The following is a 25695-nucleotide window of genomic DNA, read 5'->3' on the forward strand; positions in this document are numbered from 1 at the left end:
GGCCGAGGAGGTGTCCGCTTGGGTCGACGCCGCAACGGGCGCACAGGCGGGGCAGCTCGACAGCCTCCGCGGCAGGCTCCCTGACCACACTCCCAACGGGTAAGAGATCTCAATTACGCGACACTAGGTCCGCTCGTGATCTCCGCGCGGTGATTTGTGGGTTGTTCCAGGGGGATGATCCAGGGACTCCCATTTCCTCGGTGGTTAGGTGCTTTGCCAGGGACTTCGATCGTTGCGAGCTGGTAGGCAGCCTGCGGCGATCGCATGTGCGACGGCTGTCAATATTGCCCTGTGAATCTCTCTGATCTAGCGCGTCAGGTCCATGCCACCTCCCGTCTGACCGGCCGGTTCGTGTTGCGCTCCGGTCGGGTGGCTGACGAGTATTTCGACAAGTATCAGTTCGAGGCTGACCCGGTCCTGCTGGATGCCTTGGCCGAACATATGGCGGCGTTGGTGCCAGTCGGCACGCAGGTGCTGGCCGGATTGGAGATGGGCGGCATTGCGGTGGTGACCGCCCTCGGTCGGCACACTGGGCTACCCTGCGCCTTCGTTCGGAAGGCGGCGAAGCCGTATGGCACCGCTCGGCTGGCTGAAGGCGCTGATGTCGCCGGACGTCGGGTGCTTGTGGTGGAGGACGTGGTGACGTCCGGCGGTCAGGTTGTGGTTTCGACACAGCATCTACGTGATCTTGGCGGATGCGTCGATTCCGCGCTGTGCGTGATCGATCGGCAGGAAGGGGGAGCCGGGGCGCTGGCGGCTGAGGACATCGAATTGCGGGCGCTTCTGACCCGTGCCGACCTTGACAGCGCAGCCGCTCTGGACAGGTAAAACCTGCTGACGCCATGGTAGTGCCTGCTCATGCCGCTTCCGGTAGCTGCGTGAAGGTCTTGGTCGTAGAGCTGTCCAGAAACCGGCCATAGCCATCGCTGAGTTTGGTCGCTACCTGTGCGTCGATGACGTTGGGCAGGCCGGGACGCGCTCGGTGATGTGTGCTAGTCGATCTGCTCAGATGCAGGTCAGAACGTTATTCGACTGGCATCCGGTACACCAGCTCGTACCGACTGCCGGGCAACACAATGTCTGCGGTTTCCACGGGCACGCCATCGGCGTAGTAGGTGCGCTTGATTACCTGCACCTGAACTGACCGGGCTGGTAGACAAAGTGCCTCGACCTCGGTCGGTGTCGCTGCGCGGTCCGAGATACGTTCGACCTGCTCATCTACGTGCACGCCGATGTGGTCCATTCTGGCCACCACGCCAACAGCAACTCCATCTTCCGGCCACTCCACCGACGTACCTGCCGTGACGGCCAGTGGCTCGAACGATGTGGAGAGTTGTACGGGCTCGCCGTCGGCCATGAACCGATAGTCGGTGCGCATGATGGGTGCGCCGGGCTCGATGCCGAGGCGAGCGGCGATCCGTTCATCGGCGGTGCCGTGCCGGCTTGCGTGTTCCCAGCTTGGCTGCTGGCCGGCTTGCTCGGCGTCTGACGCGAACGGTGATGTTGAAGCAGAGTTCCGATGGCTGCGATTGGGCGCGTATCGGACCAGCCGCCGCATCTCGCGTACGTAGACGCCGGACCCAGCACGGCCTTCGACCAGGCCCTCACCCTTCAGGACGCTGATCGCCCACTTGGCAACTGTGCGACTGACGCCGTGCTGGCGCATGAGTGCGGACTCGCTCGGCAACTTCGATCCCGGTGCTATGTCTCCAGCGACGATCTGGGCGCGTAGATCAGCTGCGATTTGCAGATATGCAGGCGTTTTCGGCATGGGAATACCTCCGGTCAACCCGACCAGTCGATTACATAACATCTAGTTTGAACGGTGGGTGTCGAACGGGTCACCTTGTGTTATGGTTCGGCGTACAGGGCCTGTCCAAGTAGCGATAGGGCGGGTTCCCAGCCTGCACCTGGGACGGTTTGATGTCGAAGCCCGTTACCCCGTCGTTCGCCGACCGCATGCGACAGTTGCGTGCCGAGCGTGGCCTGTCCATCCGTGCCCTCGCGAAACTGACCTTCCACGCGAAGACGTACATCCACGAGCTGGAGACTGGCCGCAAACAGCCAACACCTCAAGTCGCACAGCGAATCGATGACGCGCTCGACGCGGGTGGGGTCTTGACGATGCTGGCAGCGTCGCAGCCAGACGGCGTGCGGCGTCGCGATCTTGTCGCTGCGGCTGGGTTCGCAGCAGTTCTACCCCACACGCTTCTCGTTTCAGGGCGGAAGGTCGGCGCTGATGTTCCACAGCAGCTCCTCGACCGTACCGCTCGGTTGCGCCGCATCGATGATTACCTTGGCGGGATCGACACCTACCCGATGTACGCGACTGAGGTCGAGTCCACGATGCGGTTGGTCCGGGAAGGCTCCTACACTGAGGCGACAGGCAGGTCGCTGCTGTCGGTCTTGGCGGAGCAGGCGCAGATGGCTGGCTGGGCGGCGTTCGACGGTGGTCGTCAGGATGACGCGGACCGGCTTTACCGGTTGAGCCTCGACGCGGCCCGGGACAGTGCGGATGAAGCGCTGGCCGCGAATGCCTTTGCGTTTCTGGCTTACGGTGCGACAGGCCGGACAGCTACGGAGACTGCTGCCGCCGCTTGTGACGCTGCCGGAACCAGCGCCACTCCACGAGTGCGATTGCTGCTGCACACTCGTGCGGCCTGGGCGTACGCGGTATCCGGACATGCTGCTGATGCTGCTGCCCACTTGGGGATCGGAGCGGCAGCATTAGCTGACGATGATGAGCGTCCTGAGCCCGACTGGGTGTACTGGGTAGATCAGGTTGAGCTTGAGATCATGACTGGCCGGTGCTGGACGGTGCTGCACCGGCCAGTCCGAGCGATACCCGCCCTTGAACGGGCTTTGAGCGCTTACGAGGACACACATGGTCGAGACAAGGCTCTCTACCTACTGTGGTTGGCCGACGCCTATCTCGACGCGAACGAGATCGAGCACGCATGTGTTGCAGTCCGTAAGGCCATGAAGCTTGCGGCTGGTGTCGGGTCGGTTCGACCCGGGGGCCGTCTTCAGGCGGTATTCGATCGACTGGATCCCCATGCGGCGCTGCCCTGTGTTGCCGACCTGAAGCAGGAGGCTAGGGAGTGGGGTCGTCGTCGACGGACTGTCGCAACCACTTCAGGCAAGCCGTAGAGCCGGCCACGATCGAGGTGGCGGTGATCTGTGGGTTGTCCCATGGATGGTGTTCCAGCAGGTGTGCTTCGAGGGCCTGATACCGACCCGCTGTCGTGTAGAGCAAGAGCCGCCACTCTTGACCGGTGCCGCGTTCGCCGAGATGCCAGAACACACTGACCACGGGGCCAATGACCTGGGCATTCCCGGCTAGGCGGGCCGCAACGACGGACTCGGCAAGGGCTACAGCCTCGGTCTGGGTCGCAGTTGCTGTCGATACCTCAAGGTAGTCGGTCACACCCGTCAGGTTAGCCGTTCGAATTGCTGATGAGTGTCCGCGGACATCGGCCAACCTGCGGCGGACACGTGATGACTAGATCTCGGCGGTTCGACTTCGGCAGCCTGAAATCGCTGGCGTGACCGTGCCAATTCACTGTTGCGCCCATCGGAATCAGGTGCGACGTATTGCTGCCGTGTGTTCGCTCCCGCAGGGCAGTCAGTGCAATTAAGGCATTAGCTCGTCGCGCCTCCAAAGACGAAGGGAATGCGTGGTGAGCAGACCGAAGTGGCTTAGTTGGAGCAGGGGCAGACCAGCGAAATCCGATGATCCCTCTGACCCGACACCGACCCCGCCAATCCCGAGGCCGCTGCCGGTAAGCCCGCCTGTTGATGATGGCCAGGAGCCACCTGAGCCACCTGGTCCGACTCGGCTCTGTGGAGACATGCGGTGAGCCGGCATCGTGCGCCGGTTCGTCCGTCCGGCTATCGAGGTGGTCACCGGGCCGGCACCCGGCCGGCAGTCCGCCGGCCACGGATCATCGGGCTCCTTCTCTCCAGGGGTGGCCGATGATTACGCCGGACCTGCCGTACGTTCCGCCTGGCACGGTGCTCACCCTGAACTCGGCGGACTGGTACCACCCCGACGAGGCCACCCGCGACGACCCGCATGACGTGGTCGTCGTGGTGGAGAAGGTCCATTCGGACGGGGCCACGGCGACGGCGGTTTCCGTCTGGGTCACCGGCCATGCGATTTCCTGCACCTGGCCCACCAGCGAATCACACCCGCCGTGTATCGAGCTGCGCGTACGGGTGGAGGCCATCCGACGAGCCGTCGCGGCGGGACCGGTGTGACCAGCGAAGACGAGTTGCCGGTCGGTCGGCGGGTGGCGTACTGGCGTAGCAGGCGGCGCCTGTCGCAGCAGTTGTTCGCCGATCGGCTCGGTAAGTCGAAGAGTTGGGTCGAGAAGGTGGAGCGTGGCGTACGTGGGTTGGGCAGGTTTTCGGTGCTGTACGAGATCGCCACGGTCCTGCGTATCGACGTGCAGATGCTGTTGCCGAAGGGCCATCAGCCGCAGCCGTTCGAGGCGGCCTCGCCCCTCATCACCGCCGGGGAGATCGGGGATTTGCAGACAGCCCTGGAACGGTACGAGTTGCTGCCAGGCAGTGCACCTGCCCCCGGTCTTTCGCCACTGGAAGAGGTGCGCAGGTCGGTGCGCAACGCGTGGCTCACCTATCAGCACGGCAGGTATCCGGTGCTGGTCAGGGCGCTGCCGAAACTGTTGCGGGACACGCAGGCCGCCGAGTTGGCCTTCCGGGTTCCGGTCGAGCACGTCAGGGAGGCCACCCACCTGCACGGGCAGGTCTACCAGCTCGCTTCGGCGCTGCTGCGGAAACTCGGGCACCACCGGTTGGCCTGGATCGCGGCAGACCGGGCCATGACGATCGCCGAACGCGCCGGAGACGACCTGCTCACCGGCATGGCCGCTGGCCAGTTCGGTCAGGCTCTCATCGGCCTCGGCCGGATCCGATCGGCCCTGGAGATCACCACGATCGCCGCGACCGCCCTCTCTCCTGGTGGGACGGCAAGCCAACAGCAGATCTCCGTACATGGGCATCTGTTGCTCCAGGCCGCGATGGCGGCGGCCAGACTCGGCGACCGCGCCAGCGTACGGGCGTTGTTCACCATGGCGACTGAGGCCGCCGCGCAGTTGGAGGGCGGCGACCACAACCACTGCTGGACCGGCTTCGGACCCACCAACCTCACCCTGCATCAGGCTGCCGCCGCCGTGCAGTTGGGCGACGGTGACCGGGCCATCCGAATCAACCAGGCGGAGATCGATCCGGATCGGCTTGCCGTACTCATGCCGGAACGGCGAGCCAACCACCAGCTCGTCCTGGCTCACGCGTACGCGCAGATCGGGGCCGTGGACCGGGCCGGCGAGTCCCTGCTGCACGGTGACCAGCTCGCGCCCGCCGAGATCCGCTGCCGACCCATCGCCCACAAAGTGATGTCCGACGTGCTACGGCAGACCCCGGGCACGCCGCCCGCGCCGGTAGCGCGGTTGGCCCAACAGATGGGCGTACGGCTGTGAGCCGCCGTTCAGCGTCCTTCGAGGTAGCGGAGTACGGCCAGCACCCGGCGGTGGTCGGTATCCGATGCCGGTAGCTGGAGCTTGCTGAAGATGTTGGCGATGTGCTTCTCGACGGCACGTTCGGTTACCACGAACGACCTTGCGATCGCAGCGTTCGTACGGCCCTCGGCCATGAGAGCGAGCACTTCCCGTTCCCGGGGGGTGAGCGTCCCGATGCCGTCGGTACGTCGGTTGGCGCCGAACAGTTGGGTCACGACCTCGGGGTCCAACGCGGTCCCGCCGGAAGCGACCCGGTTGAGCGCGTCGATGAAGTCGTCGATGTCGACGACCCGTTCCTTGAGCAGGTAGCCGACGCCGGAGGAGCCCTCGGCCAGTAACTCACCGACGAAGCGGGTCTCGACGTACTGGGAGAAGAGCAGGACACCGAGTCCCGGGAGCTGTCGGCGTAGCTCGATGGCCGCCCGTAGCCCCTCGTCGGTGTGGGTGGGTGGCATCCGAATGTCGATGACCGCGACGTCGGGTGGAGCCTCGGTGACGGCGGTGTGCAGCGCGGCGGCGTCTCCGACGGTGGTGACCTGGTGGCCGCGCAGGGCGAGAAGCTGGGCCAGCCCTTCGCGCAGGATGGCGGCGTCCTCGGCCAGGATGATTCGCATGTCGGCCCTCAGGTGTGCAGCGGCAGGTCGATGGTGACCACCGTAGGCCCGGCGGGTGGGCTGACCAGGTTCAGGGTTCCGTCGACGGTGGCGACCCGGTCGACGAGTCCCCGTAGTCCGGTGCCACCATCGAGGCTCGCGCTGCCGAGTTTCGCGCTGCCGAGTTTCGCGCTGCTGAGGGTCGCGCCGCCCTTGCCGTTGTCACTGATCCGCAGGTGCAGGCGCCCGCCGGGCTGGGTCACGTCGACGGTCGCGCGGCTCGCTCCACTGTGTTTGGCGATGTTCGTGAGCAGTTCGGCGACGCAGAAGTAGGCGATGGTCTCGATCGCCGCGGTTGGCCGGGTGGTGATGTCGGTACGCAGGTCGACCGGGATCGGGCTGCGGGCGGCGAGGGTGGCGATCGCCGCGTCGATCCCGCTGTCGAGGACGGGCGGGTGGATGCCGCGTACGACATCCCGCAGCTCGGTGATCGCGGACTTTGCGTTGTCCCGGGCGGCAGCCAGCAGGGCGCGGGTCGTTTCGGAGGTGTCGTCGCCGAGGGTCTCGGAGACCATGGTCAGGTTCATGCCGAGCGCCACGAGCCGGGCCTGTACGCCGTCGTGCAGGTCGCGTTCGATCCGGCGCAGCGTCGCGGCGGCGTCGTCGACCGCATGTGCCCGGGTACGCCGCAGGTCCGCGATCCGCTGTGTCGACCGGTCGGGACCGAGCAGGCTCCGGATCAGGAGCCGGTCGAGCAGGACCACTGCGCGTACCGCCCACGGGGCCAGGAGCAGCAGCAATGCGCCACCCGCGCTGACCACCAACAGCTCGGGCCAGGTGTCGAGGACGAGGCTGCCGAGGATGAACCCGGTCCGGGTGACGCCGTCGGCGTCCACGATGGTCATCTGGTTGACACCCAGCATGTGCTGGATCGGATAGGTCAGCGCGACCAATCCCCAGGCCCAGGTGACGATGACCACCCACAGGCTGAGCAGGGATACCGGCAGGGCTGCCAGCAGGTATCCGACCGCTCGCCAGCCGGTCGTGTCGCGCAGCCCGCCCCGGATCCGGGTGAAGAACCCGGGACCGGGGCGGAACGGCGCGGGCGACGCGATGTTCTCGCCCAGCAGGGTGCGGGCCATGCCGAGGCGTACCCGGGCCAGACCACGCGCACCGGGGACCAGCAGCGCCAGCAGGGGAACGCCGAGGGCGGTGATCGCCAGACCGGCGCTGAGGAACGCGCCGGTGAGGACGTAGGCGACCCCCAGGCAGGTGAGCGGGAAGCCGGCGACGACGTACGCCAGTTCGGCCCAGGCCCGGCGGGTGACCGGTGCCCGCAGGACCCGGTGAGCGACCTGCCAAATGCTTCGCACCTTGGCATCCTGCCCGGTCAGCCGAGCAGGCCGCGTACCAGCCGGCCCTGGAGCCAGGTGAGTCCCCGGACGATCCACGGCATCGCCAGCAGGAAGGTCAGTCCGCCGAACACGGCATGGAAGGCCCAGGCGCCGATCAGGGTGGGCCCACCCCAGGCATCCGGGCCACCGGCGCCCCAACCGAGCAGCATCCGGGCCGGGTAGGCGAGGTTGAGCAGGGCGATCGACCAGCCGTACGCGGTGATCAGCAGGACCAGGAGGCTGAGCGGGACCGCCAGTACGGCGTGGACCAGCGCCCGTACGCCGGTCCGTTGTGGTTCGGCGACGTCCAGGCGCAGCAGGGAGCGGGCGACCCGGCGCTGCAACCGGCCGGCCGGGCCGCCGACCAGGGCCAACGGCACGCTCACCAGCGTGACGGGCAGGGCGATCATTGCGTACGCGGTCCGCCGCCAGGTGTCGGCGGTGAACGGTGCCCGCAGCCAGGCCGGTACAGCGGTACGGCGAGCCGACGAGCGACGGATCGCCGGGCGGTGGGTCAGTGTAGGCGTGGCAGCCATCGGGAACACCCTTCCGAGCAGGCAGAACGTGATGTGTCCATGCTTGTCGGCGAGGGCTGGCGATCCCATGGTGCAGCCACGGAACCTGAGGGTTCGGTTAACCGAACCGTTGAGCGTTCGCCGCCGCGAAAGCGTTCGCCGCGAAGGGGGGTGGTGGCACTGAGCGGGGGTTCGCGTATCGGAAGCGGTGCTGTGCGATGGGCGCGTCTTCCATCGCAGCAGGTGACGGTGCTTCATCGTAGGCAGGGTCGAGTGGCGAAGGGCGGCAGTGAGGCCAGGGGCAGAGCGAAGCCTGTGATACCGGTGTCGGCGACACCATGAGCAACAGGAGAGGTGTCGATGGAAATCACCCTGTTGGGCTGGGTTGTGACGATCGGAGTGATCCTGGCCCTGCTGGCGTTGGACCTGCTCGTCGGTGTGGCGCGGCCACACGTGGTCGGATTCCGCGAGGCCACGGCATGGTCGGTGTTCTACATAGCCGTTGCAGTGATCTTCGGCCTGGTCTTCGCCGGGATCGTCGGGTGGGACTACGGCACCGAGTACTTCGCCGGCTACATCGTCGAGAAGAGTCTCTCGGTCGACAACCTGTTCGTTTTCGTCATCATCCTGTCGACGTTCGCCGTACCCCAGGAGCATCAACACAAGGTGCTCACGTTCGGCATCATCGCCGCGTTGATCCTGCGCGCGATCTTCATTGCACTCGGTGCGACCCTGCTGGCGCTCTTCTCGTTCATGTTCCTGATCTTCGGCCTGCTGCTGATCTGGACCGCCGTCCAGATGTTCCGGCACCGCAACGAGGACCCCGACATCGAGACCAACCTGGTGGTACGGGCCACCCGACGGCTGCTGCCGGTCACCGACGAGTACGTCAACGGACGGATGACCACTCGTATCGATGGGCGCCGCATGTTCACGCCGCTGTTCGTGGTGCTCATTGCGATCGGTGGTACCGACCTTCTGTTCGCCCTCGACTCCATCCCAGCGGTGTTCGGGGTGACCGACCAGCCCTACATCGTCTTCGTGGCCAACGCGTTCGCGCTGCTCGGGCTGCGGGCGCTGTACTTCCTGGTCACCGGATTGCTCGACCGACTGGTCTACCTGTCGGCCGGCTTGTCAGTGATCCTCGCGTTCATCGGGGTGAAGCTCGTCCTGCACTGGGCGCACGTCGACCTGAACCCCAACGTGCCGGAGATCTCCACGCCCGTCTCGCTGTCCGTCATCCTCGGGGTGCTCGCCGTCGCCACCGTCGCCAGCCTGATCAAGACCCGCCGCGACCCTACCGCCCGTGCCCACGCAGGCGTTGTCGCCGGCAAGCCGCGCGCCCGGGAGGATCAGCAGCGGCCCTCCTCGTCGTAGCTCGTCGTAGCTCGTCGTGGCTCGTTGTAGCTCGTTGTAGCTCGTTGTCGCTCGTCCTAGCGACGGAGGCCGGCGTCGCTCAGGCTTCGACGTCCCGCCGCTGTGGGCGTAGGCCGGCAAGCGTGGTCTCGACCAGCGTGTCGGCGTACTGCTCGGTGAGTGGGCCGCTGCGCAGCAGCCAGCGGTTGAGCAGCGGCCCCCACAGCAGGTCGACGGCGAGATCGAGGTCGAGGTCGGTACGGAGCTGACCTGCCTGCTGGGCACTGCGGAGTCGCTGCTTCTTCAGCTCCTTCATCGGTGCGTCGAGGCGCTCGGTGTAGCTGGCGGCCAGGGCGGGATCATGGAGGATCTCGGTGGTGAGTGCCCGCATCGGTTCGTCGTACCGGGGGTCGTTCAGTTCGACGACGGTGCTGCGCAGCACCAGTTTCAGGTCGGCTTCGAGGTCGCCGGTGTCGGGTAGTCCCTGCTGTTCGTCCGGCCCGGCGCTGAGCGCCAGGAACGCGTCGAAGAGGACCGCGCCCTTCGACGGCCACCAGCGGTAGATGGTCTGTTTGCCGACGCCGGCCCGGGCGGCGATGCCTTCGATGCTCAGTTTGGCGTAGCCGACCTCGCCGACGAGTTCGAAGGCGGCGGTGAGGATGGCCTGCCGCGATGCCTCACTGCGCCGGGATGAGCTGGGGCGTCTCTGCTGCGTCGTCACGGGCGTCAGCATAGCCGACGTATGAGACGAGACGGTCCGTCTTGACAACCTGCCGCCGGGAGTGGATAGTTCTCCACGCAAGACGAGACGGACCGTCTCGGAAGCGGGGAAGAGGAGTACCCCATGACCACCGCCCCATCCACCACCGCTCCCGGTCGGGTCTGGTTCATCACCGGGGCCAGCCGGGGCCTCGGCCAGGCATTCGCCCGTGCAGCGCTCGACGCCGGCGACCGGGTGGTCGCCACCGCCCGCAACATCGCGACGATCGAGGAACTGGCCACCAAGCACGAGGGCAGGGTGCTGGCCTTGCCCCTGGACGTCACCGACCGGACCGCGGTCTTCGCCGCCGTCACGACGGCGGTCGAGCACTTCGGCCGACTCGACATCGTCGTCAACAACGCCGGTACGTTGACCATGGGCATGGTCGAGGAGTTCGCCGAGGCGGAGGCCCGCGCCCAGTTCGAGACCAACTTCTTCGGCGCGCTCTGGGTCAGCCAGGCGGTCCTACCCCAACTGCGGGCCCAGGGTTCCGGACACGTCGTGCAGGTCTCCAGCATCGCCGCGCTGGGCGGGTTCCCCAGCACCGGCATGTACAGCGCCAGCAAGTTCGCGCTGGAGGGGATGAGCGAGGCGCTGTCGATGGAGGCCGCGCAGTACGGCGTCAAGGTCAGCATCATCCAGCCCGGCGGCTACTGGACCGACCTGTACACCAGTGCGCGATCGACCACGCCGCTGGACGCGTACGTCCCGCTGCGGACCGAACTGGAGAAGCAGTGGTCCGAAGGCTCGGTCGACAGCGAACCCCGGTTGGCCGCCGAGGCGCTGATGAAGCTGGTCGACAGCGAGAACCCGCCGCTGCGACTGCTGCTCGGCAGCATGGTCTACGACCTGGCCTTCGACATCTCCCAGCAGCGGATGCAGACCTGGGCCGGCTGGGAGCAGGTCAGCCGAGCGGCTGAGCATGCCGTCCCGGCACCGTCCGGACCGCCTGCCGAAGGAGGCGGCAACTGAACCTGCCCCGGACCCCAGAACACCCCGGATCCGTACCCCGACTGAGCGGAGGACACCTTTATGCGTACCGGTCATTCCATGCCTGACGCGCAACTCGCCCTCTCCGAAGTGACCAAGCGATACGACGACGATGTCCTGCTCGACCGGATCTCACTCACCATCAGACCGGGCGACAAGGTCGGGGTGATCGGGGACAACGGTTCCGGCAAGTCGACCCTGCTGCGGCTACTTGCCGGCCGGGAGCGTCCCGACAACGGGTCGGTGACCGTCGTCGCGCCCGGTGGCGTCGGCTACCTGGCCCAGACCCTGGACCTGCCCGACAGCGCGGTCGTGGGCGATGCCATCGATCTTGCGCTGGCCGACATACGCAGCCTGGAACAGCAGATCCGGCAGGCCGAGGCCGGGTTGGCGAACGCCACTCCCACCGACTTGGCCGAATATGCCCGGCTGGTTGCCGAGTTCGAGGCACGCGACGGTTACCTGGCGGACGCCCGGGTGGAGATCGCGCTACACGGGTTGGGGCAACCCGGTCTGGATCGGGACCGGCCGCTCGGCACCCTCTCCGGCGGGCAGCGGTCCCGGTTGGCCCTCGCCGCCACCCTGGCGGCAGCGCCGGAACTGTTGCTACTCGACGAACCCACGAACGATCTCGACGATGCGGCGATCGCCTGGCTGGAGGACCACCTACGCCGACACCGGGGGACGGTGGTCGCGGTCACGCACGACCGGGTGTTCCTCGACCGGGTGACCACGACGATCCTGGAGGTCGACCACGACCTTCGTACGGTGCACCGCTACGGCAACGGGTACGCCGGTTACCTGGGTGCGAAGGCTGCTGCCCGGGCACGTTGGATCAGGGAGTACGACCAGTGGCGTGCCGACGTAACCCGGCAGACGGACCGGGCCGAGTCCAACGTCGTCCGGCTGGATGCCATCCCACGTAAGCTCCCACGCGGGTTCAGCGGTGCAGGCGCGTTCCGGGCCAGGTCCCGGGCGCACGGGGCGATGGGTCGGATCCGCAACGCTCAGGAGCGGTTGCAGCGGCTCACCGCCGATCCGGTGCCGCCGCCACCCCAGCCGTTGCAGTTCACCGCCCACCTCACCGGTGGTCGGAGCGACACCGACGGTCCGGTCGCGGAGTTGACGGACGTACGGATCACTGGTCGGCTGGACGTGCCGTCGCTACGGATCGAGCCTGGTCAGCGGCTGCTCGTCACCGGACCGAACGGTGCGGGAAAGACCACCCTGCTCCGGGTCTTGGCCGGCGACCTGATCCCGGACGCCGGTACGGTCCGCCGGCCGGAACGGATCGGCTGGCTACGCCAGGGTGTCGGGTCCGGAGCCGACCGGCGTACGCTCCTGGCCGCCTTCGCAGCTGCCCGGTCGGGGAGTCCGGACGAGTACGCCGACATGTTGCTCGGGCTGGGCCTGTTCCGCGCTGCCGATCTCGGCAGACAGGTCCGTACGCTCTCCGTCGGTCAGCAGCGTCGGCTTGAGCTGGCCCGGCTGGTCTGCGAGCGCACCGACCTGCTACTCCTCGACGAGCCGACCAACCACCTGTCGCCCGCCCTGGTGGAGGAACTGGAACAGGCGCTGGCAACCTATTCGGGCGCGCTGGTGATCGTCACGCACGATCGACGTTTGCGTTCCGCCTTCACCGGCCCACGGTTGGAGGTCACACCACGCCATCGCGACCTCACACTGACCGGTCGATGACCTGAGGAGTGAAAACAGGACATCGGAGACCGGGCACTGTGGATGGATCATAGTTCGATGATTGATATATGTTGCCTACGTGAGTCCGATGCGCGAGCCGACGTTCCTCATCCTGACGGCGTTGGCCGGTGGTGACGCCCTGCACGGCTACGGCATCGTCCAGGAGGTAGCCGCCCTGTCCGACAACCGGGTCTCCCTGCTGCCCGGCACTCTCTACACGGCACTCGACCGGCTGGCTGCTCAGGGCTTGGTGGAACGTGACCGTGAGGAGGTCGTGGACGGGCGGCTACGCCGCTACTACCGGCTGACCAGTGATGGCCGGAGCATCCTCGAAGCCGAAACCGCCCGCCTTCGGCAACTCGCCACCGCTGCCGAGACCCGGCTGCGCAGCACCCGACCCAGCATCGCCTGACCCGTACGCGCAACCTTCGAGGGAGAGCCATGCCGACGACGGGCCACCGCCTTACGCGCCGCTACCGCCGCCTACTGTTCAGCTACCCTCGCGACTACCGGCGCGAACGCGGTGAGGAGATCATCGGTACGCTGCTCGAACTCGCGCCGCCGGGGCGTACCCGCCCCACAGTCCCCGAGGCCGCCAACCTGATCCGGCACGGCATGCGAGCCCGGCTGGGGCGCCCGGACAGTCGTGCCGTCGTCGTCTGGGCAGCGCTCACCGCCACCATCTGCGGGCTGTTCACGGCCGCCATCGCCACCCGCGCCGCCTGGGAGACGTCCCGGCCCCAACCTGGCCGGGCAGAGGCCACCGAGATCTTCGACGCGGTCCTGCCCGAGCACGACCTCGACGACCTCACCACGCCATCTGCCCTGTTCGTGATTTACTCACAGCCGCTCAGCCTGGACAACGCCGACAGTCTGCTCTTCGGCGACGGCGGCGAGTACGGGCACAGCAGCACCTCCGCCCATGCCGCCGGTACGCCCCCGATCGACCCGGCGCAGCTGATGCCCCTCACGCAGGAGCGCCTGCGGGCCGCCGGCTGGCACGTCTACGCCCCGGTCGTCGACGAATACACCGGATGCATCGACAAGTACTGCGATTCGTTGATGCAGGTCACGAGGACGGAGGTCACCGCGTCTCGCGGGGACACCTTCGTCGAGATCGCCTTCCAGTGGCCACCCACCGACGCGGATGCGCCGTACCTCTCGGTGAGTCTCTATCGAGGGACCCCGTCGGCCGTCCCGTATGCGGGGGTAGCCGGCGGGCTGCTCGGCGTACTGGTCGGTTGGCTGTTGTTCGGTTGGGCCAGCCGTCGTACGGACGGCCACCATCTGATGGTGCGGGCGACCGCCACCACGCTGTACGGGGTCACCATGCTCCTCTGGTGGCCCCCGACCCTCCTGGCTGTGCTCAGTGTGTGGCAGCACCACCTCGGCGAACCGCATCCGCAGTGGCATCCATTCTGGGAGTGGCTCGGTCAGCCCACGGCGTCCCTGCTGTTCCTCGTCGGCTGTGTCGCCGTACTGCTGGCTCTCGTCCTCGCCGCGCTGCCCCGGCCGGGCGTTCGTAGCGCGCCCACGGGCAAGCAGTTGATCCACCCGTAGCCGTAGTACGGCTGGATGTGAAAACCGGTGTGCCGGTGGGACGGACCTGTCCCACCGGCACACCGGTTTCTACGGTTTCGCCTGGTCAGCTGGCCGATGCCGGTCGGCTCAGCATGTCACCTCGGCTCAGCATGTCACCTCGGCTCAGTGCTTCAGCACCGGACCGGCAGCGGCTGCCGCCTCGGCGGCCTCCTCCTGCGCCAGCCGCTCGGAGCCGCTGGTGGTGTGCAGCGGCTTCTCCTTGATGAAGAGCACCGCAATCAGCGCCAGTACGGCGAACGGTGCACCGATGAGGAAGAGTTCGGCGGTGGCGATGCCGTACACGTCCTGCACGATCTTCAGGATCGGCCCTTCCAGCTTGGACAGGTCCGGCACCTTGGCCTCGCCGCCGCCACTGTCGCCGCCCTGGGCCAGCGGGCCGAGCTTCTCGGCCATCAGGGTGCCGACCCGGTTGGCCAGCACCGCGCCCAGCGCGCTGACGCCGATGGCCCCACCCATGCTGCGGAAGAAGGTCGTGACCGAGGTGACCGCCCCGAGTTCGTGGGCGGGTACGTCGTTCTGTGCGGCCAGGACCAGGTTCTGCATGAGCATGCCGACGCCGATGCCGAGGATCGCCATGTAGCTGGACAGGACCACCATGCTGGTCTGCGCGTCGATGGTGCCGAGCAGGAGCATGCCGACGGTCATGATCGCGCCACCGGCGACGAGGAAGATCTTCCACTTGCCGAACTTGGTGATGAGCTGCCCGGCCACCGTCGACGAGACCAGCAGACCGAAGACCATCGGCAGGCTCATCAGGCCGGCGACGGTGGGCGACTTGCCCAGCGAGATCTGGAAGTACTGGGACAGGAAGACGGTGCCACCGAACATCGCCACGCCGACGAGCACGCTGGCGAGGGTGGCCAGCGAGACGGTGCGGTTACGGAAGATGTCGAGCGGGATGATCGGCTCGGCGGCACGGGACTCGACGACCACGGCCAGGGCGAGGAGCAGGAGGCCGCCCGCGACCAGGCCGGCGGTCCACCAGGACGCCCAGGCGAACTTGTTTCCGGCCATCGAGGACCAGATCAGCAGGGTGGAGACACCGGTGGTGATCAGCAGGGCGCCGAGCCAGTCGATGCTGACCTTCCGCTTCACGACCGGCAGGTGCAGGGTCTTCTGTAGCAGCACGATCGCCAGCAGGGTGAACGGCACACCGATCAGGAAGCACCAGCGCCAGCCCAGCCACGAGGTGTCGACGAGCACGCCACCGATCAGCGGACCGGCGATGGTGCCGACACCGAAGACCGCGCCGAAGATACCGGCGTAGCGGCCGAGTTCCCGGGGCGGGATCATCGCGGCCATCACGATCATGGCCAGTGCGGTCATACCACCGGCACCGATGCCCTGGATCACCCGGCTGACCAGCAGGATCTCGACGTTCGGGGTGAGGCCGGCGATCAGCGAGCCGACGACGAACAGGCCGAGGGAGAGCTGGATCAGCAGCTTCTTGCTGAACAGGTCGGCCATCTTGCCCCAGAGCGGGACGGTGGCGGTCATGGCCAGCAGTTCGCTGGTGACGATCCAGGTGTAGACGGACTGGGTGCCCTTCAGATCGGCGATGATCCGGGGCAGGGCGTTCGACACGATGGTCGAGGCCAGGATCGACACGAACATGCCGACCATCAGGCCGGAGAGCGCCTGAAGCACCTCACGGCGGGACATTCGCCCTGAGTTGGCTGCGGTCACCGGCTCCGGCGCAGCGGTGGTGGCGGTCATCAATTACTTCCTCACGGTATGTGCACGGCACAGGGCGTTTGTCCGCCCGGGTCTGTTCGGGCCGGCGACACGGACACGCCTCCGCCCGAAGCGGAACGTGCGGCGTCGACCAGCAGGTCTACAAGATCGGGCGGGGGTCGGGCAGCCCGGCGGCGAGCGTCGCGAACGCCTCGTCCACCAGCTCGGTGAGGAGCCTGTGGCCACCGCTGGCGAACCAGCGCGCTGCCGCTACCCGGCAGGCCGCGCTGGCCACGGCGGCGACGAGCGCCGGGTAGACGTCGGTGTCCGGGTCGACACCCGTACGCGCGGCGATGAGCCCCGCCAACGCCCGCTCGGTCTCCACCCCGCTGGCCACCAGCCGGGGCAGGAGGGACGGGTTGCGATCCACCACCTGCATCCGGAGCAGCCACAGCTCCTGGTTCGCCTGCATCTCCTGGAGGGTCTCCTCCAGGGCGAGGCGTACGGCCCCGATCGTCGGCACATCTGCCGGTACGGCGGCCAGCCGCTCCAGGAGTCGGTGGTTGTCCCGGATGGCGTCGCCGGTGAGCGCCTCGTTCTTGCACGAGAAGTAGTTGAAGAACGTTCGGGACGAGACGTCGGCCGCGTCGCTGATGTCCTCCACCGTGACCGCGTCCACGCCCCGTTCGGAGACCAGTCGCAGGGCAGCCGTGATCAATGCGGCGCGGGTCTGCTGCTTCTTGCGGTCCCGACGCCCCATGGCGGCTTCCTGGTCAACGGTCATTACGCTGCACGCTACAGCGATTTTTTCCGAGCCTGCAAACTTTCACATTATGCAGTTGAGTGACCTGGCGCACTCCGGGCGCGTGCCCCGGGTAGAAAGAGCACGGAACCAGCCGTCCCTTGGGAGGAGATCAGATGTTCCTGGACCGCCAGATCGCGCCCGACCCGTACGAGGTGCTGCCGCCCGTACCGGCGTTTACGCTGATCAGCGACGATGTCCACAATGGTGAACCGATGGGACTGGAGTTCGCCCACGACAGCGTCGGTGGCGCGAACCTGTCGCCGCAGTTGGCCTGGTCGGATTTCCCCGACGCGACCAGGGGCTTCGCGGTCACCTGTTTCGACCCGGATGCGCCGACTGGCAGCGGGTTCTGGCACTGGGTCCTGGTGAACGTCCCGTTGTCGGTGACCGATCTGGAACGGGGTGCCGGTCGTACCCCCGCACCTGGCGTGGGTGGCGCGTTCAGCGTGCGCAACGACTACGGCGTGGAGGGGTACGGCGGTGCCGCTCCGCCGGCGGGTGACCGCCCGCACCGGTACGTCTTCGCAGTGCATGCCCTCGACGTCGAGCGGCTGGACGTGGCGCCGCACTCGACGCCGGCCTACGTCGGGTTCAACATGACCTTCCACACCCTGGCGCGGGCGGTGATCCGGCCGACGTACCAGATCCCGCCGCAGTGACGCTGCCGGTCATCCTGATGATGTGACCCTGCCGGTCGAACCGCAGTGACGCTGTCGGTCATGCGGTGACCCTGCCGGTCGTCGCCGGCATCGCGGCTCGCCCGCGGTGCCGGCAGTGCCACCACTGCCGGCGGTTCCGACCGGTCAGGCGGGCACCCGGGCGACCGCGAAGACCGACTGGCCGAACGGTGGGCGGACGACCTGCTCGGCCGCCTTGGTGACCGGGAGCACGAGGGTGTCGTAGATCTTCACCATCGGGCCTTCCTTGGGCATCAGGCGGAAGACGCTGGTCGCCATGAAGTAGCCGATCAGGCCGAGCGCGTTGGCGTAGTGCAGCTTCTCCACCGTCAGGCCCGCCTCGGTCAGGGCGGCGTGCATCGTCTTCTTGGTGTAGCGACGCACGTGGCCGGTGGCGATGTCCGCCGGGCTCATCGCGAACTGGAACGCCGGAACGATCAGGACGATGGCCCCACCCGGGCGGACCAGGTCACGCATGCTGCGCAGCGCACCAACGTGGTCCTCGATGTGCTCCAGCACGTTGTACGAGACGGCGGCGCTGTAGTCACCCCGCTCGGAGTGCGGCAGCAGCATCTGCCGTACCTCGATGTTGGGTTCGTCGGCCAGCCGCTCCTTGAGCTGGACGAGCCGCTCGGGGTCGGCCTCGGTGGCGGTGAACTGGCGGAAGTGAGGTGCCCATTCGAGGGCGTAGTCGCCCAGGCCGCTGCCGATTTCGATCGGGTTGTCACCGAGGTACGGTATTGCCAGTTCGACGAACCATCGCCGGTGGTTGACGGCGGTGGCAAGTCCTTCAAGGACCTCGGACTGGACCCGCTGATCCCCAGTGATTTCTGCCATGCGTCGATTCCTCACGATCTGAACTCGACTTGCACCTGGACCGACAGAGTGAACCATCTACGACGACGGTAGGGAAATCGGGGCACTGCCGGGGGCCGAATGCGAAGGTTTCTCATTTTAGCTTAGCTGAGCCGGTCATTTCGGACAGAGTTCGCTGATGTTGGCAAATGCCCGTATGGGCTACCGCCCTCGGTTACTGTCCGAGTCATCATGACTACCTCTGGTGCCGGAGCTGTTGGTCCGTCGATGAAACCAGGAGTTGACAATGGTGCTTCACGATCGATGAGCCTCGCTGAGCGTCATCTCGACGATAACAATTCAGATGAGGATCAATTGGAGCCGGGCGGTACGCCGGCGGACAGCGCGCCGCTGACGCGGACCCCGCCCGAGGTGCCGACCCGATCGCTGCCCGGACGTACGGCCCGCTGGCTGCGCGAACCCCGGATCCGGGACGCAGGAGCGGTGCTGAGCTTCGTCGTGTCGGCCCTCTGGGTCACCCTGCGACTGTGGCGGCATCCGACCCACGGCCTTCGCTCCAATCTGGTCGACCAGGCATTCTTCGAGTGGATGCTGGCGCACGGTGCCCGGGTGGTGACCGAGTTCGCCTATCCGTTCGTCTCCTATCGGATGAACGCCCCCAGCGGCGTGAACATGATGGCGAACACGTCGGTGTTGGCCGTGTCCATCCCAATGACACCGTTGACCCTGGTGCTCGGCCCGCGCCTCACCTTCAACATCTTTCTCACCCTGGCGCTGATCGCCACCGCCACGACGTGGTACTTCGTGCTGTCCCGACACGTGGTCACATCCCGGGCGGCAGCCTGGCTCGGCGCACTCTTCTGCGGTTTCGCGCCGAGCATGGTGTCGCATGCCAACGGCCACCCGAACATCGTTTCGCAGTTCCTCGTACCCCTGATCATCTGGCGTACACTCCGCCTCCGGCAGGCGGGGCGGTGGGGACGTAACGGTCTGCTGCTCGGTCTGCTCGTCGTATGGCAGGCGTTCATCAACCTCGAGGTGCTGTTGATGACCGCGGTCGGCCTGGGCATCTTCGTAGCGGTGACGGCCGTCCTGCGCCCCGAACTCCGGCGCGACCTCCGGCCGTTCCTGGCCGGTCTCGGCGTTGCTGCGTCGGTCGTACTGGTTCTGCTGGCGTACCCGCTGTACGTACAGTTCTTCGGCCCGCAGTCCTATCACGGGCTGCCGGGCGACATCCGGCGCTACGGTGCCGATCTGGCCTCCTTCGTGGCCTTCTCCCGCGAGTCGATCGCCGGTGATCCGGCGACCGCGCAGCGGCTGACCCAGAACCCCAGCGAGGAGAACGCCTTCTTCGGCTGGCCCCTGGTCGTCCTGGTGGCCGCCCTGGTGCTGTGGATGCGCCGTAGCGCCACGGTGGTCGGGCTGGCCGCAGCCGGGCTGGTCTTCGCCCTGTTCTCGCTGGGGCCCGCCATCCGGTTCGACGGTCGACAGACCGGTGTTCCCGGCCCGTGGCGGCTGCTGGGCAACCTGCCGGTGCTCGACTCGGCGGTGCCGACCCGGTGGGCGGTGGCGATCACCCCGATCGTCGGCATCCTGCTGGCGCTCGGCGGTGACCGTATCGCCCGGTTGGCCCGGCAACATCCTGCGGCGGCCGGACAGATCAGGTTCGCCGGGGTGACCGTGGCCGTCATGGCCCTACTGCCGGTCGCCCCCACCCCGCTGCCGTCGACCCGGGTGCCGCAGACCCCGGAGTTCGTCACCTCCGGGGCATGGCGCGGTTACGCCGAGGGCGACCGGACGATGGTCACCCTGCCGTTGCCGACCAGCACCTACCCGGACCCGCTGCGGTGGTCGGCCGAGACCGGGCTGGACCTGCGGCTGGCGGGGGGATACTTCCTCGGCCCGGGGACCCGACCGGACGGCACCGGGAGCCGGACCGCGCTTTTCACCGCGCCGAAACGCCCGACGGGTACGTTCCTCGACACTATCCGCCGTACCGGGCGGGTGCCGACCATCACCGCCCAGTTGCGGGCCGATGCGGTCGAGGACCTGCGATTCTGGCGCGCGGGGATGGTGGTCCTGGCCCCACAGCGGTACGACAGTGCGCTGCGGCGCGGGATGACCAGGCTCATCGGCATCGAGCCGACGAGGATCGGCGGTGTGTGGGTGTGGGACGTCCGCCCCATCGTCGGCTGACTGGCAGCGCGGCGCTTACCGTGGCCGGGTCAGGACGGTCGGATGCAGCAGCCGGCGCAGTACTTCGGCTGCGGCAGGGTGAACGCCAGGCAGCAGGTCTTGCGCTGCACGGCCAGCCCCCCGTTCGGACCGGGGGTCAGTTCGATCAGGTTGTCGACGTCGAGCGCGGACAGCAGCGTGTTGATGTGCTGCGCCGAGGAGCCCGGCAGCGTGTCGGCGGCCCGCAGGATTCCGTTCGCCACCCCGGAGGCGACCGAGCCCAACAGCGTACGGGCACCGACCCGGACTCGGGACTGGATCGACTCCAGCAGCGGGGTCAGGTGTTCGTCGAGCAGTGCGGTGCGCAGCGTCCCGAGCAGTTCGGCCTCGTCGGCGACGACGCGTACCTGCGGCAGGCCGGAGAGGGCCAGCGGGTCCGAAGGCAGGACCGCGACCGTTGTCGAGCGGCGTAGGCCGATCGCCAGCAGCGGTCGCTCGTTGCTGAAGTCGACCACCACGTCCGATGCGGGCGGCAGTGGAACCCGCCGGGCGGAGGCCCAACCGAGCACCACGGGCAGGGCCAACCAGTAGGTGTAGGACTTCCAGGCCAACGCGGCGGCGGCGTGGGGTGCCGCGCCCAGGGTGTTGGCGGCGGCGTCGAGCAGTTCCGACAGGCGGCTGCCGTCGACCAGTTCGGTGGCGGGCAGCCAGCCGGTCAGATCGTCGACGAGCAGGCCCCGGGCCAGGCCGGGTAGATCGTCGGTGCCGAACATGGCCCGAAGCGACGCGGTCACCGGGGCGAGCGGTTCGTCGAGGCAGGCGCGGTCGATCGCGGAGGTCACTGGGCGTCACCAGCCATGGCTACGGCAGCGCCGCTGACCAGCGAACGGCCGAAATCATCGGCCGGCTGGGGTTGCCACTGCGTCACCGCTGTCACCTCGACCCGTTGCGTCTTGCCTCGCCGTACGGACGGTTGCCTGTCTGCTGACGACCACTCTAGCTAAGGCTAGCCTAACCAGATCGGCTGGGGGTGAGGGAACCCTAACCTGGGGGTGGGTGGGTTCTTCGTCACCTTTTTGGCAGAGCGTTGGCAGAACGCCGACGGATGAGCTGGGTGAAGATGACTGGCGGTGGCTGGCCAGCGGTAAGTGAACGCGAAATAGGGTCGCGGCTCACGTTAGGATCGACGATAGTAGTTTGATTGTCAAGCCAAATGTCGTTAATGCGGCACTCATGCCCTGGTGGGCGGTTCGGCAAGCAGACTGAAGCTCCCGGCCATGAGGACTTCCATGACCACCTCGCCCATCGAACGGGCTGCCGACTCGTTCGCGGCCGAGCTCTCCCGGCGGCGTGTCGAGCAGGGCATGACCAAGAAGCAACTTGCCGCACGGATGGGGTTCGACCCGTCGTACGTCAGCCACGTGGAAGGCCGTCGGCATCGACCGACCGAAGACTTCGCCCGCCGTGCCGAAGCCGTACTCGGGGCGTCCGGCGCGATCTGGAAGCGTTACCAGGAGTACGACGAACTCCGGCACGCCCGCTCCGCCATGAACACCCACCGCGACCCGCCGGTACCCGAACAGTGGATGCCACCCGGCACCGGTCTGATCGTGGAGCAGGAACTGGCTTCCCTGTCCTACCAGGACAACACCTACCGGTGCGTCATCCGCCGGGCGCTCTACAACGCGGGCACCGAGCCGGTCACCCGCTACCTGGTCCGGGTCGCCGTCGACCGGTATCCCGGCGACCCGGGACGATCCAACCGGCACCACCGTGAGCACCCGCTGACCTTCGCCGAACTGGACCTCCAGGCGTACTGCGACAACCAGGGCACCCGCGAGCCGATGGAGTGGCGCAAGAAGCACGACCGCGACGCGTTCAAAGAGGTGTGGTTGCTCTTCGAGAACGGCGAGGAACGCTTCCCGCTCTACCCCGGACAGCGGGTCACCATCGAATACGCCTACAGCGTCGGACACGAGAAGTGGGGCCAGTGGTTCCAGCGGGCCGTCCGCCTGCCCACCCGGCAACTCGCCGTCCGACTGGACCTGCCGCTCGACCTGGAACCGCAGGTGTGGGGCGTGGAAACCTCCATGTCGGCCGAGGAGGGCCCACTGCGTACGCCGGTCATCCGCCACGAGGAGGACGGCCGGGCCCGGTTCGAGTGGTCCACCGAGAATCCGCCGCTGAACGCCCGGTACCGCCTGGAATGGCGGTTCAAGTCGCCGCCGCCGACCGCTCCTGACGCCCGACCGGCGGACGGGGCCCGGGCCAGCGAGCGGATGCGCTCGGCCGGCATCGTCCAGCGCGGGGCGGACCTGCTACGCCAGCCGGCCCGCCAGTTCGACCTACCCCGGGAGGCGGCCACCGCCCGGGACGTGGTTGCCCGGCTGCGGGCGGCCCTGACCCGGGTCGACGAGCTGCATCCGTTCAGCAAGGGCGTCGGACTGGCCGCGCCGCAGATCGGTCTCGCCTGGGCCGCCGCTGTCGTACGGCCGGCGGACCGCGACGCGGAGCCGGTCGTGCTGCTCAACCCGAGGGTCGTCGACGGCGCACCGGAGACCGACGAACAGTACGAGGGCTGCCTGTCCTTCTTCGACATGCGCGGCCTGGTGCCCCGGCCGCTGCGCCTCGACGTGGAACACGCCCACTGGGACGGTAGCCGCATGATCACCTCGTTCGAGTTCGCCATGGCCCGGCTGGTCGCCCACGAGATCGATCACCTGGAGGGCCGGTTGTACGTCGACCGGATGGCTCCCGGCGTACCGCTCGTTCCGGTGGAGGAGTACCGCGAAACCGGGATTCCCTGGCACTACTGACGACGACGTGCCAGCCGGGCTGGACCCTGGCCGACCCCTGACAGCGGAGCTGGACCGGGTCTCGTGCCCTGGAGGTAGGGCACGAGACCCGGTTTTTTGGGGGGAGACGGGTCGATGGCGGCGAGTTCCTACAACTCGCCGAAGGTGTCGTATCTGATGTTCTCCGGTGGCACCTGATCCTCGGCCAGGGCCCGGAGCGTGGACCGCACCATCGCCGCCGAGCCGGAGACGAAGCAGTCGTGCGAGGTCCACGGGCCGTAACGGGTCATCACCGCGACCACGTCACCCTGTTCCCCGGCAAAGTCCGGATCGTCGCCGCAACACGGGATGACCGACAGCCAGGAGTGCTTCTCGGCGAGGGCATAGAGTTCGGTCAGTCCGTACAACTCCTCGGACCGGTTCGCGCCGTAGAAGACGTGCACCCAGCGGGTGCGGTTGTAGCGGGCCAACTCCTCGACCAGGGCCTTGATCGGTGCGAGGCCGACCCCGCCGGCCACGCAGAGGACGTCCCGCGTCGAGTCCCGGTCCAGGGTCATGGAACCCATCGGCGCGGCCACCCGGAGGAGGTCACCCGGCTTGACCCGCCGGACCAGTGCCCCGGAGAGCCAGCCGGCCCCGAGGCTGCGTACGTGGAACTCCAGGGTGTTCTCGTCGTTGGGCGCGTTGGCGATCGAATAGGTACGCCACAGGCGCGGCTGGTAGCGGGGTGCTTCGAGGCTGACGTACTGCCCGGCCTTGTAGGGGAGCGGGTGTTGCAGTGGCTGGCAGGTGAACACGGCGATGTCCGTACCCCGCCGTTCGTGGGTGAGCACCTCGGCGTGCCAGAACGGTGGGTTGGGGTCGCTGGCCGCGCCGGCCAGCATCCGATCGGCGATCATCCGGTACGCGTCCCGCCACGCCTGGTCGTACTCGACGGTCCACTCGTCCCCGGCGCAGGTACGGAACGCGTCCACCAGCGCGTCCCCCATGGTGTCGTAGTCCTCCGGGCGTACGTGGTACTTGCGATGGTCGCGACCGAGGGAGCGGAGGTATCCGTCCAGCCGCTCGGGGTCCTCGATGGTTTGTGCCGCGGTCAGGATCGATTCGAGCAGACGATCCCGCTGTCCGGCCATCTGCACCGGGAACAGCTCGCGGAGGCGCGGGTCGGTCAGGAACATTCGCGCGTAGAAGTAGCCCGAGACCTTCTCCCGCTGCTCCTCGACCAGGACCCAACTCTCCTTCAACAGCCGCGCGAGGTTGTCCATGGCTCAAGGGTGCATACCCAGCGTCAGGATGTGTCGTACAGAATGTGCGACCTTGGCCAGCGGGTGATGCCGGCCCGCCACTTTCTCGGTGTGGCCGGTTCGGGCACAGTGTTCGGGTGACGGTTGATCTGGTCGGCCCGGCCTCCCGGAAGACGCTGCGTGCCGAGGTGCTGCTGGTCCTCGGCGTGTCCCTCGGCCAGTCGGCGGTCTACGCGATCGTGGCGATCATCGCCCGGCTGACCGCCGAGCAGCCGCTCGGGCAGCAGACCGCCACGCTCAACGCCTCCCAGTCGAGTCGACCCTGGCTGGACCTGACCTACCAACTACTGAAGATCATTTTTGCGTTGGTGCCAGTGCTGCTGGCCGTACACCTGATCAACCGGGACCGGGGTGATGCCCGGGGCAAACTCGGGCTGGACGCCCGACGGCCCGGGGGCGATCTGGCCTGGGGCACGGCACTGGCCGCCGCGATCGGCCTGCCGGGGCTTGCCCTGTTCTGGGCCGCCGCCCAACTGGGGATCAACGCCACCGTCGTGCCGGCCAGGCTGCCGGACCTCTGGTGGACCGTGCCGGTGCTGATCCTGGCCGCCGCGCAGAACGCCATCCTGGAGGAGGTGATCGTCGTCGGCTATCTGATGACCCGGCTACGGGAACTGGGTTGGCGGGTCGGTGCGGTCATCGCCGCGAGCGCCGTGCTACGCGGGACCTACCACCTCTACCAGGGGTTCGGCGCGTTCATCGGCAACGTGGTCATGGGCGTGGTCTTCTCACTGTTCTTCCTGCGTACCCGACGGGTGCTGCCGCTGGTCGTCGCGCACACCCTGCTGGACGTGGTGGCATTCGTCGGCTATGCCCTGCTCCCCCGGGAGTGGTTCGACTGGCTCTGAGCTTCTGCGTGGTCCGTCAGGCGCGGGCCGGGTGGCGCTGCTGGCGGTAGCGGGACACCGTCCGCGCCGCCAGCCGCTCGATCGCGGCCGTGTTGCTGGCGGCCGTCGTCAGCACCGCCGCTCCGGGCAGCAGCCGCGCGGCGAGGCGTAGCG

General features: G+C 67.5%; 24 protein-coding genes. 13 read left to right on the top strand and 11 right to left on the bottom strand.

Features of this window, described 5'->3' with window-relative positions:
- The first annotated feature begins 291 nt into the window (after positions 1–291).
- The gene (locus ACFQ4H_RS31525; RefSeq protein ID WP_377578293.1) at positions 292–828 is read left to right on the top strand and encodes an orotate phosphoribosyltransferase; all 537 of its coding nucleotides are present in this window, start codon (positions 292–294) and stop codon (positions 826–828) included.
- Positions 829–1024: 196 nt separating this feature from the next.
- Here the strand turns inward: ACFQ4H_RS31525 and ACFQ4H_RS31530 are convergent, their stop codons facing one another.
- Positions 1025–1771 (bottom strand): GntR family transcriptional regulator, encoded by a 747-nt coding sequence (locus tag ACFQ4H_RS31530; protein ID WP_377578296.1) that lies wholly within the window; start codon positions 1769–1771, stop codon positions 1025–1027.
- 152 nt (positions 1772–1923) lie between these two features.
- On the opposite strand from ACFQ4H_RS31530, the gene ACFQ4H_RS31535 reads away from it, so the two are divergent.
- Positions 1924–3150, top strand: a complete 1227-nt coding sequence (locus tag ACFQ4H_RS31535; RefSeq protein ID WP_377578298.1) for a helix-turn-helix domain-containing protein — start codon at positions 1924–1926, stop codon at positions 3148–3150.
- Here ACFQ4H_RS31535 and cutA read toward each other — a convergent pair.
- Positions 3095–3427: a divalent-cation tolerance protein CutA gene (gene cutA / locus ACFQ4H_RS31540; RefSeq protein ID WP_377578300.1), complete on the bottom strand. Its 333-nt coding sequence runs from the start codon at positions 3425–3427 to the stop codon at positions 3095–3097. The genes ACFQ4H_RS31535 and cutA overlap by 56 nt on opposite strands.
- Positions 3428–3975: 548 nt before the next feature.
- Between cutA and ACFQ4H_RS31545 the strand changes: the two genes are divergently transcribed.
- Entirely contained in the window at positions 3976–4260 is a 285-nt protein-coding gene (locus tag ACFQ4H_RS31545) for a hypothetical protein (protein ID WP_377578302.1), read from the top strand.
- Positions 4257–5501, top strand: a complete 1245-nt coding sequence (locus ACFQ4H_RS31550; RefSeq protein ID WP_377578303.1) for a helix-turn-helix domain-containing protein — start codon at positions 4257–4259, stop codon at positions 5499–5501. The genes ACFQ4H_RS31545 and ACFQ4H_RS31550 overlap by 4 nt, the downstream gene beginning before the upstream one ends.
- Positions 5502–5509: 8 nt before the next feature.
- Here the strand turns inward: ACFQ4H_RS31550 and ACFQ4H_RS31555 are convergent, their stop codons facing one another.
- Genes ACFQ4H_RS31555 through ACFQ4H_RS31565 form a run of 3 tightly spaced genes read right to left on the bottom strand, consistent with a single transcriptional unit; the run spans position 5510 to position 8063 of the window.
- Positions 5510–6154 (bottom strand): LuxR C-terminal-related transcriptional regulator, encoded by a 645-nt coding sequence (locus tag ACFQ4H_RS31555; protein ID WP_377578305.1) that lies wholly within the window; start codon positions 6152–6154, stop codon positions 5510–5512.
- Positions 6155–6162: 8 nt separating this feature from the next.
- The gene (locus ACFQ4H_RS31560) at positions 6163–7506 is read right to left on the bottom strand and encodes a sensor histidine kinase (RefSeq protein ID WP_377578307.1); all 1344 of its coding nucleotides are present in this window, start codon (positions 7504–7506) and stop codon (positions 6163–6165) included.
- Between the two features lie 17 nt (positions 7507–7523).
- Positions 7524–8063 (bottom strand): sensor domain-containing protein, encoded by a 540-nt coding sequence (locus ACFQ4H_RS31565; RefSeq protein WP_377578308.1) that lies wholly within the window; start codon positions 8061–8063, stop codon positions 7524–7526.
- Between the two features lie 339 nt (positions 8064–8402).
- On the opposite strand from ACFQ4H_RS31565, the gene ACFQ4H_RS31570 reads away from it, so the two are divergent.
- Positions 8403–9419: a TerC family protein gene (locus ACFQ4H_RS31570; RefSeq protein ID WP_377578310.1), complete on the top strand. Its 1017-nt coding sequence runs from the start codon at positions 8403–8405 to the stop codon at positions 9417–9419.
- 79 nt (positions 9420–9498) lie between these two features.
- On the opposite strand, the gene ACFQ4H_RS31575 is transcribed toward ACFQ4H_RS31570, so the two are convergent.
- Positions 9499–10119 carry a TetR/AcrR family transcriptional regulator gene (locus ACFQ4H_RS31575; RefSeq protein WP_377578311.1) on the bottom strand — a complete coding sequence of 207 codons (621 nt, stop codon included), beginning with the start codon at positions 10117–10119 and terminating at the stop codon, positions 9499–9501.
- 123 nt (positions 10120–10242) lie between these two features.
- On the opposite strand from ACFQ4H_RS31575, the gene ACFQ4H_RS31580 reads away from it, so the two are divergent.
- The 4 genes from ACFQ4H_RS31580 (at position 10243) to ACFQ4H_RS31595 (ending at position 14406) form a co-directional block, all read left to right on the top strand.
- On the top strand, positions 10243–11130 hold the full coding sequence (locus tag ACFQ4H_RS31580; RefSeq protein WP_377578312.1) for an SDR family oxidoreductase: 888 nt from the start codon (positions 10243–10245) through the stop codon (positions 11128–11130).
- 78 nt (positions 11131–11208) lie between these two features.
- A complete protein-coding gene (locus ACFQ4H_RS31585; RefSeq protein ID WP_377578314.1) occupies positions 11209–12846 on the top strand; it encodes a TlrC/CarA/OleB/SrmB family ABC-F type ribosomal protection protein in 1638 nt (545 codons plus the stop codon).
- An 88-nt stretch (positions 12847–12934) separates the two neighbouring features.
- Positions 12935–13258 (top strand): PadR family transcriptional regulator, encoded by a 324-nt coding sequence (locus ACFQ4H_RS31590; RefSeq protein ID WP_377578342.1) that lies wholly within the window; start codon positions 12935–12937, stop codon positions 13256–13258.
- A gap of 29 nt (positions 13259–13287) precedes the next feature.
- Positions 13288–14406 (top strand): hypothetical protein, encoded by a 1119-nt coding sequence (locus ACFQ4H_RS31595; protein WP_377578316.1) that lies wholly within the window; start codon positions 13288–13290, stop codon positions 14404–14406.
- 144 nt (positions 14407–14550) lie between these two features.
- On the opposite strand, the gene ACFQ4H_RS31600 is transcribed toward ACFQ4H_RS31595, so the two are convergent.
- Together ACFQ4H_RS31600 and ACFQ4H_RS31605 are read right to left on the bottom strand one after the other, a co-directional pair.
- Positions 14551–16164: an MDR family MFS transporter gene (locus ACFQ4H_RS31600; RefSeq protein ID WP_377578319.1), complete on the bottom strand. Its 1614-nt coding sequence runs from the start codon at positions 16162–16164 to the stop codon at positions 14551–14553.
- A gap of 118 nt (positions 16165–16282) precedes the next feature.
- On the bottom strand, positions 16283–16906 hold the full coding sequence (locus tag ACFQ4H_RS31605) for a TetR/AcrR family transcriptional regulator (RefSeq protein WP_377578322.1): 624 nt from the start codon (positions 16904–16906) through the stop codon (positions 16283–16285).
- 134 nt (positions 16907–17040) lie between these two features.
- Between ACFQ4H_RS31605 and ACFQ4H_RS31610 the strand changes: the two genes are divergently transcribed.
- Entirely contained in the window at positions 17041–17586 is a 546-nt protein-coding gene (locus ACFQ4H_RS31610; RefSeq protein WP_377578325.1) for a YbhB/YbcL family Raf kinase inhibitor-like protein, read from the top strand.
- A 144-nt stretch (positions 17587–17730) separates the two neighbouring features.
- On the opposite strand, the gene ACFQ4H_RS31615 is transcribed toward ACFQ4H_RS31610, so the two are convergent.
- Positions 17731–18441, bottom strand: a complete 711-nt coding sequence (locus tag ACFQ4H_RS31615) for a class I SAM-dependent methyltransferase (protein ID WP_377578328.1) — start codon at positions 18439–18441, stop codon at positions 17731–17733.
- Positions 18442–18723: 282 nt separating this feature from the next.
- Here ACFQ4H_RS31615 and ACFQ4H_RS31620 point away from each other — a divergent pair, with 282 nt between their 5' ends.
- Positions 18724–20616 carry a glycosyltransferase family protein gene (locus ACFQ4H_RS31620; RefSeq protein WP_377578331.1) on the top strand — a complete coding sequence of 631 codons (1893 nt, stop codon included), beginning with the start codon at positions 18724–18726 and terminating at the stop codon, positions 20614–20616.
- 29 nt (positions 20617–20645) lie between these two features.
- Here the strand turns inward: ACFQ4H_RS31620 and ACFQ4H_RS31625 are convergent, their stop codons facing one another.
- Positions 20646–21368 carry an IucA/IucC family C-terminal-domain containing protein gene (locus tag ACFQ4H_RS31625; protein ID WP_377578345.1) on the bottom strand — a complete coding sequence of 241 codons (723 nt, stop codon included), beginning with the start codon at positions 21366–21368 and terminating at the stop codon, positions 20646–20648.
- Between the two features lie 516 nt (positions 21369–21884).
- Between ACFQ4H_RS31625 and ACFQ4H_RS31630 the strand changes: the two genes are divergently transcribed.
- Entirely contained in the window at positions 21885–23411 is a 1527-nt protein-coding gene (locus tag ACFQ4H_RS31630) for a peptide deformylase (RefSeq protein WP_377578334.1), read from the top strand.
- A gap of 128 nt (positions 23412–23539) precedes the next feature.
- On the opposite strand, the gene ACFQ4H_RS31635 is transcribed toward ACFQ4H_RS31630, so the two are convergent.
- On the bottom strand, positions 23540–24655 hold the full coding sequence (locus ACFQ4H_RS31635; protein ID WP_377578337.1) for a globin domain-containing protein: 1116 nt from the start codon (positions 24653–24655) through the stop codon (positions 23540–23542).
- 116 nt (positions 24656–24771) lie between these two features.
- Between ACFQ4H_RS31635 and ACFQ4H_RS31640 the strand changes: the two genes are divergently transcribed.
- The gene (locus ACFQ4H_RS31640) at positions 24772–25542 is read left to right on the top strand and encodes a CPBP family intramembrane glutamic endopeptidase (protein ID WP_377578340.1); all 771 of its coding nucleotides are present in this window, start codon (positions 24772–24774) and stop codon (positions 25540–25542) included.
- Positions 25543–25695: the final 153 nt, after the last annotated feature.

The sequence above is a fragment of the Micromonospora sonneratiae genome, from assembly GCF_042679305.1.
Classification (GTDB): Bacteria; Actinomycetota; Actinomycetes; order Mycobacteriales; family Micromonosporaceae; genus Micromonospora_H; species Micromonospora_H sonneratiae.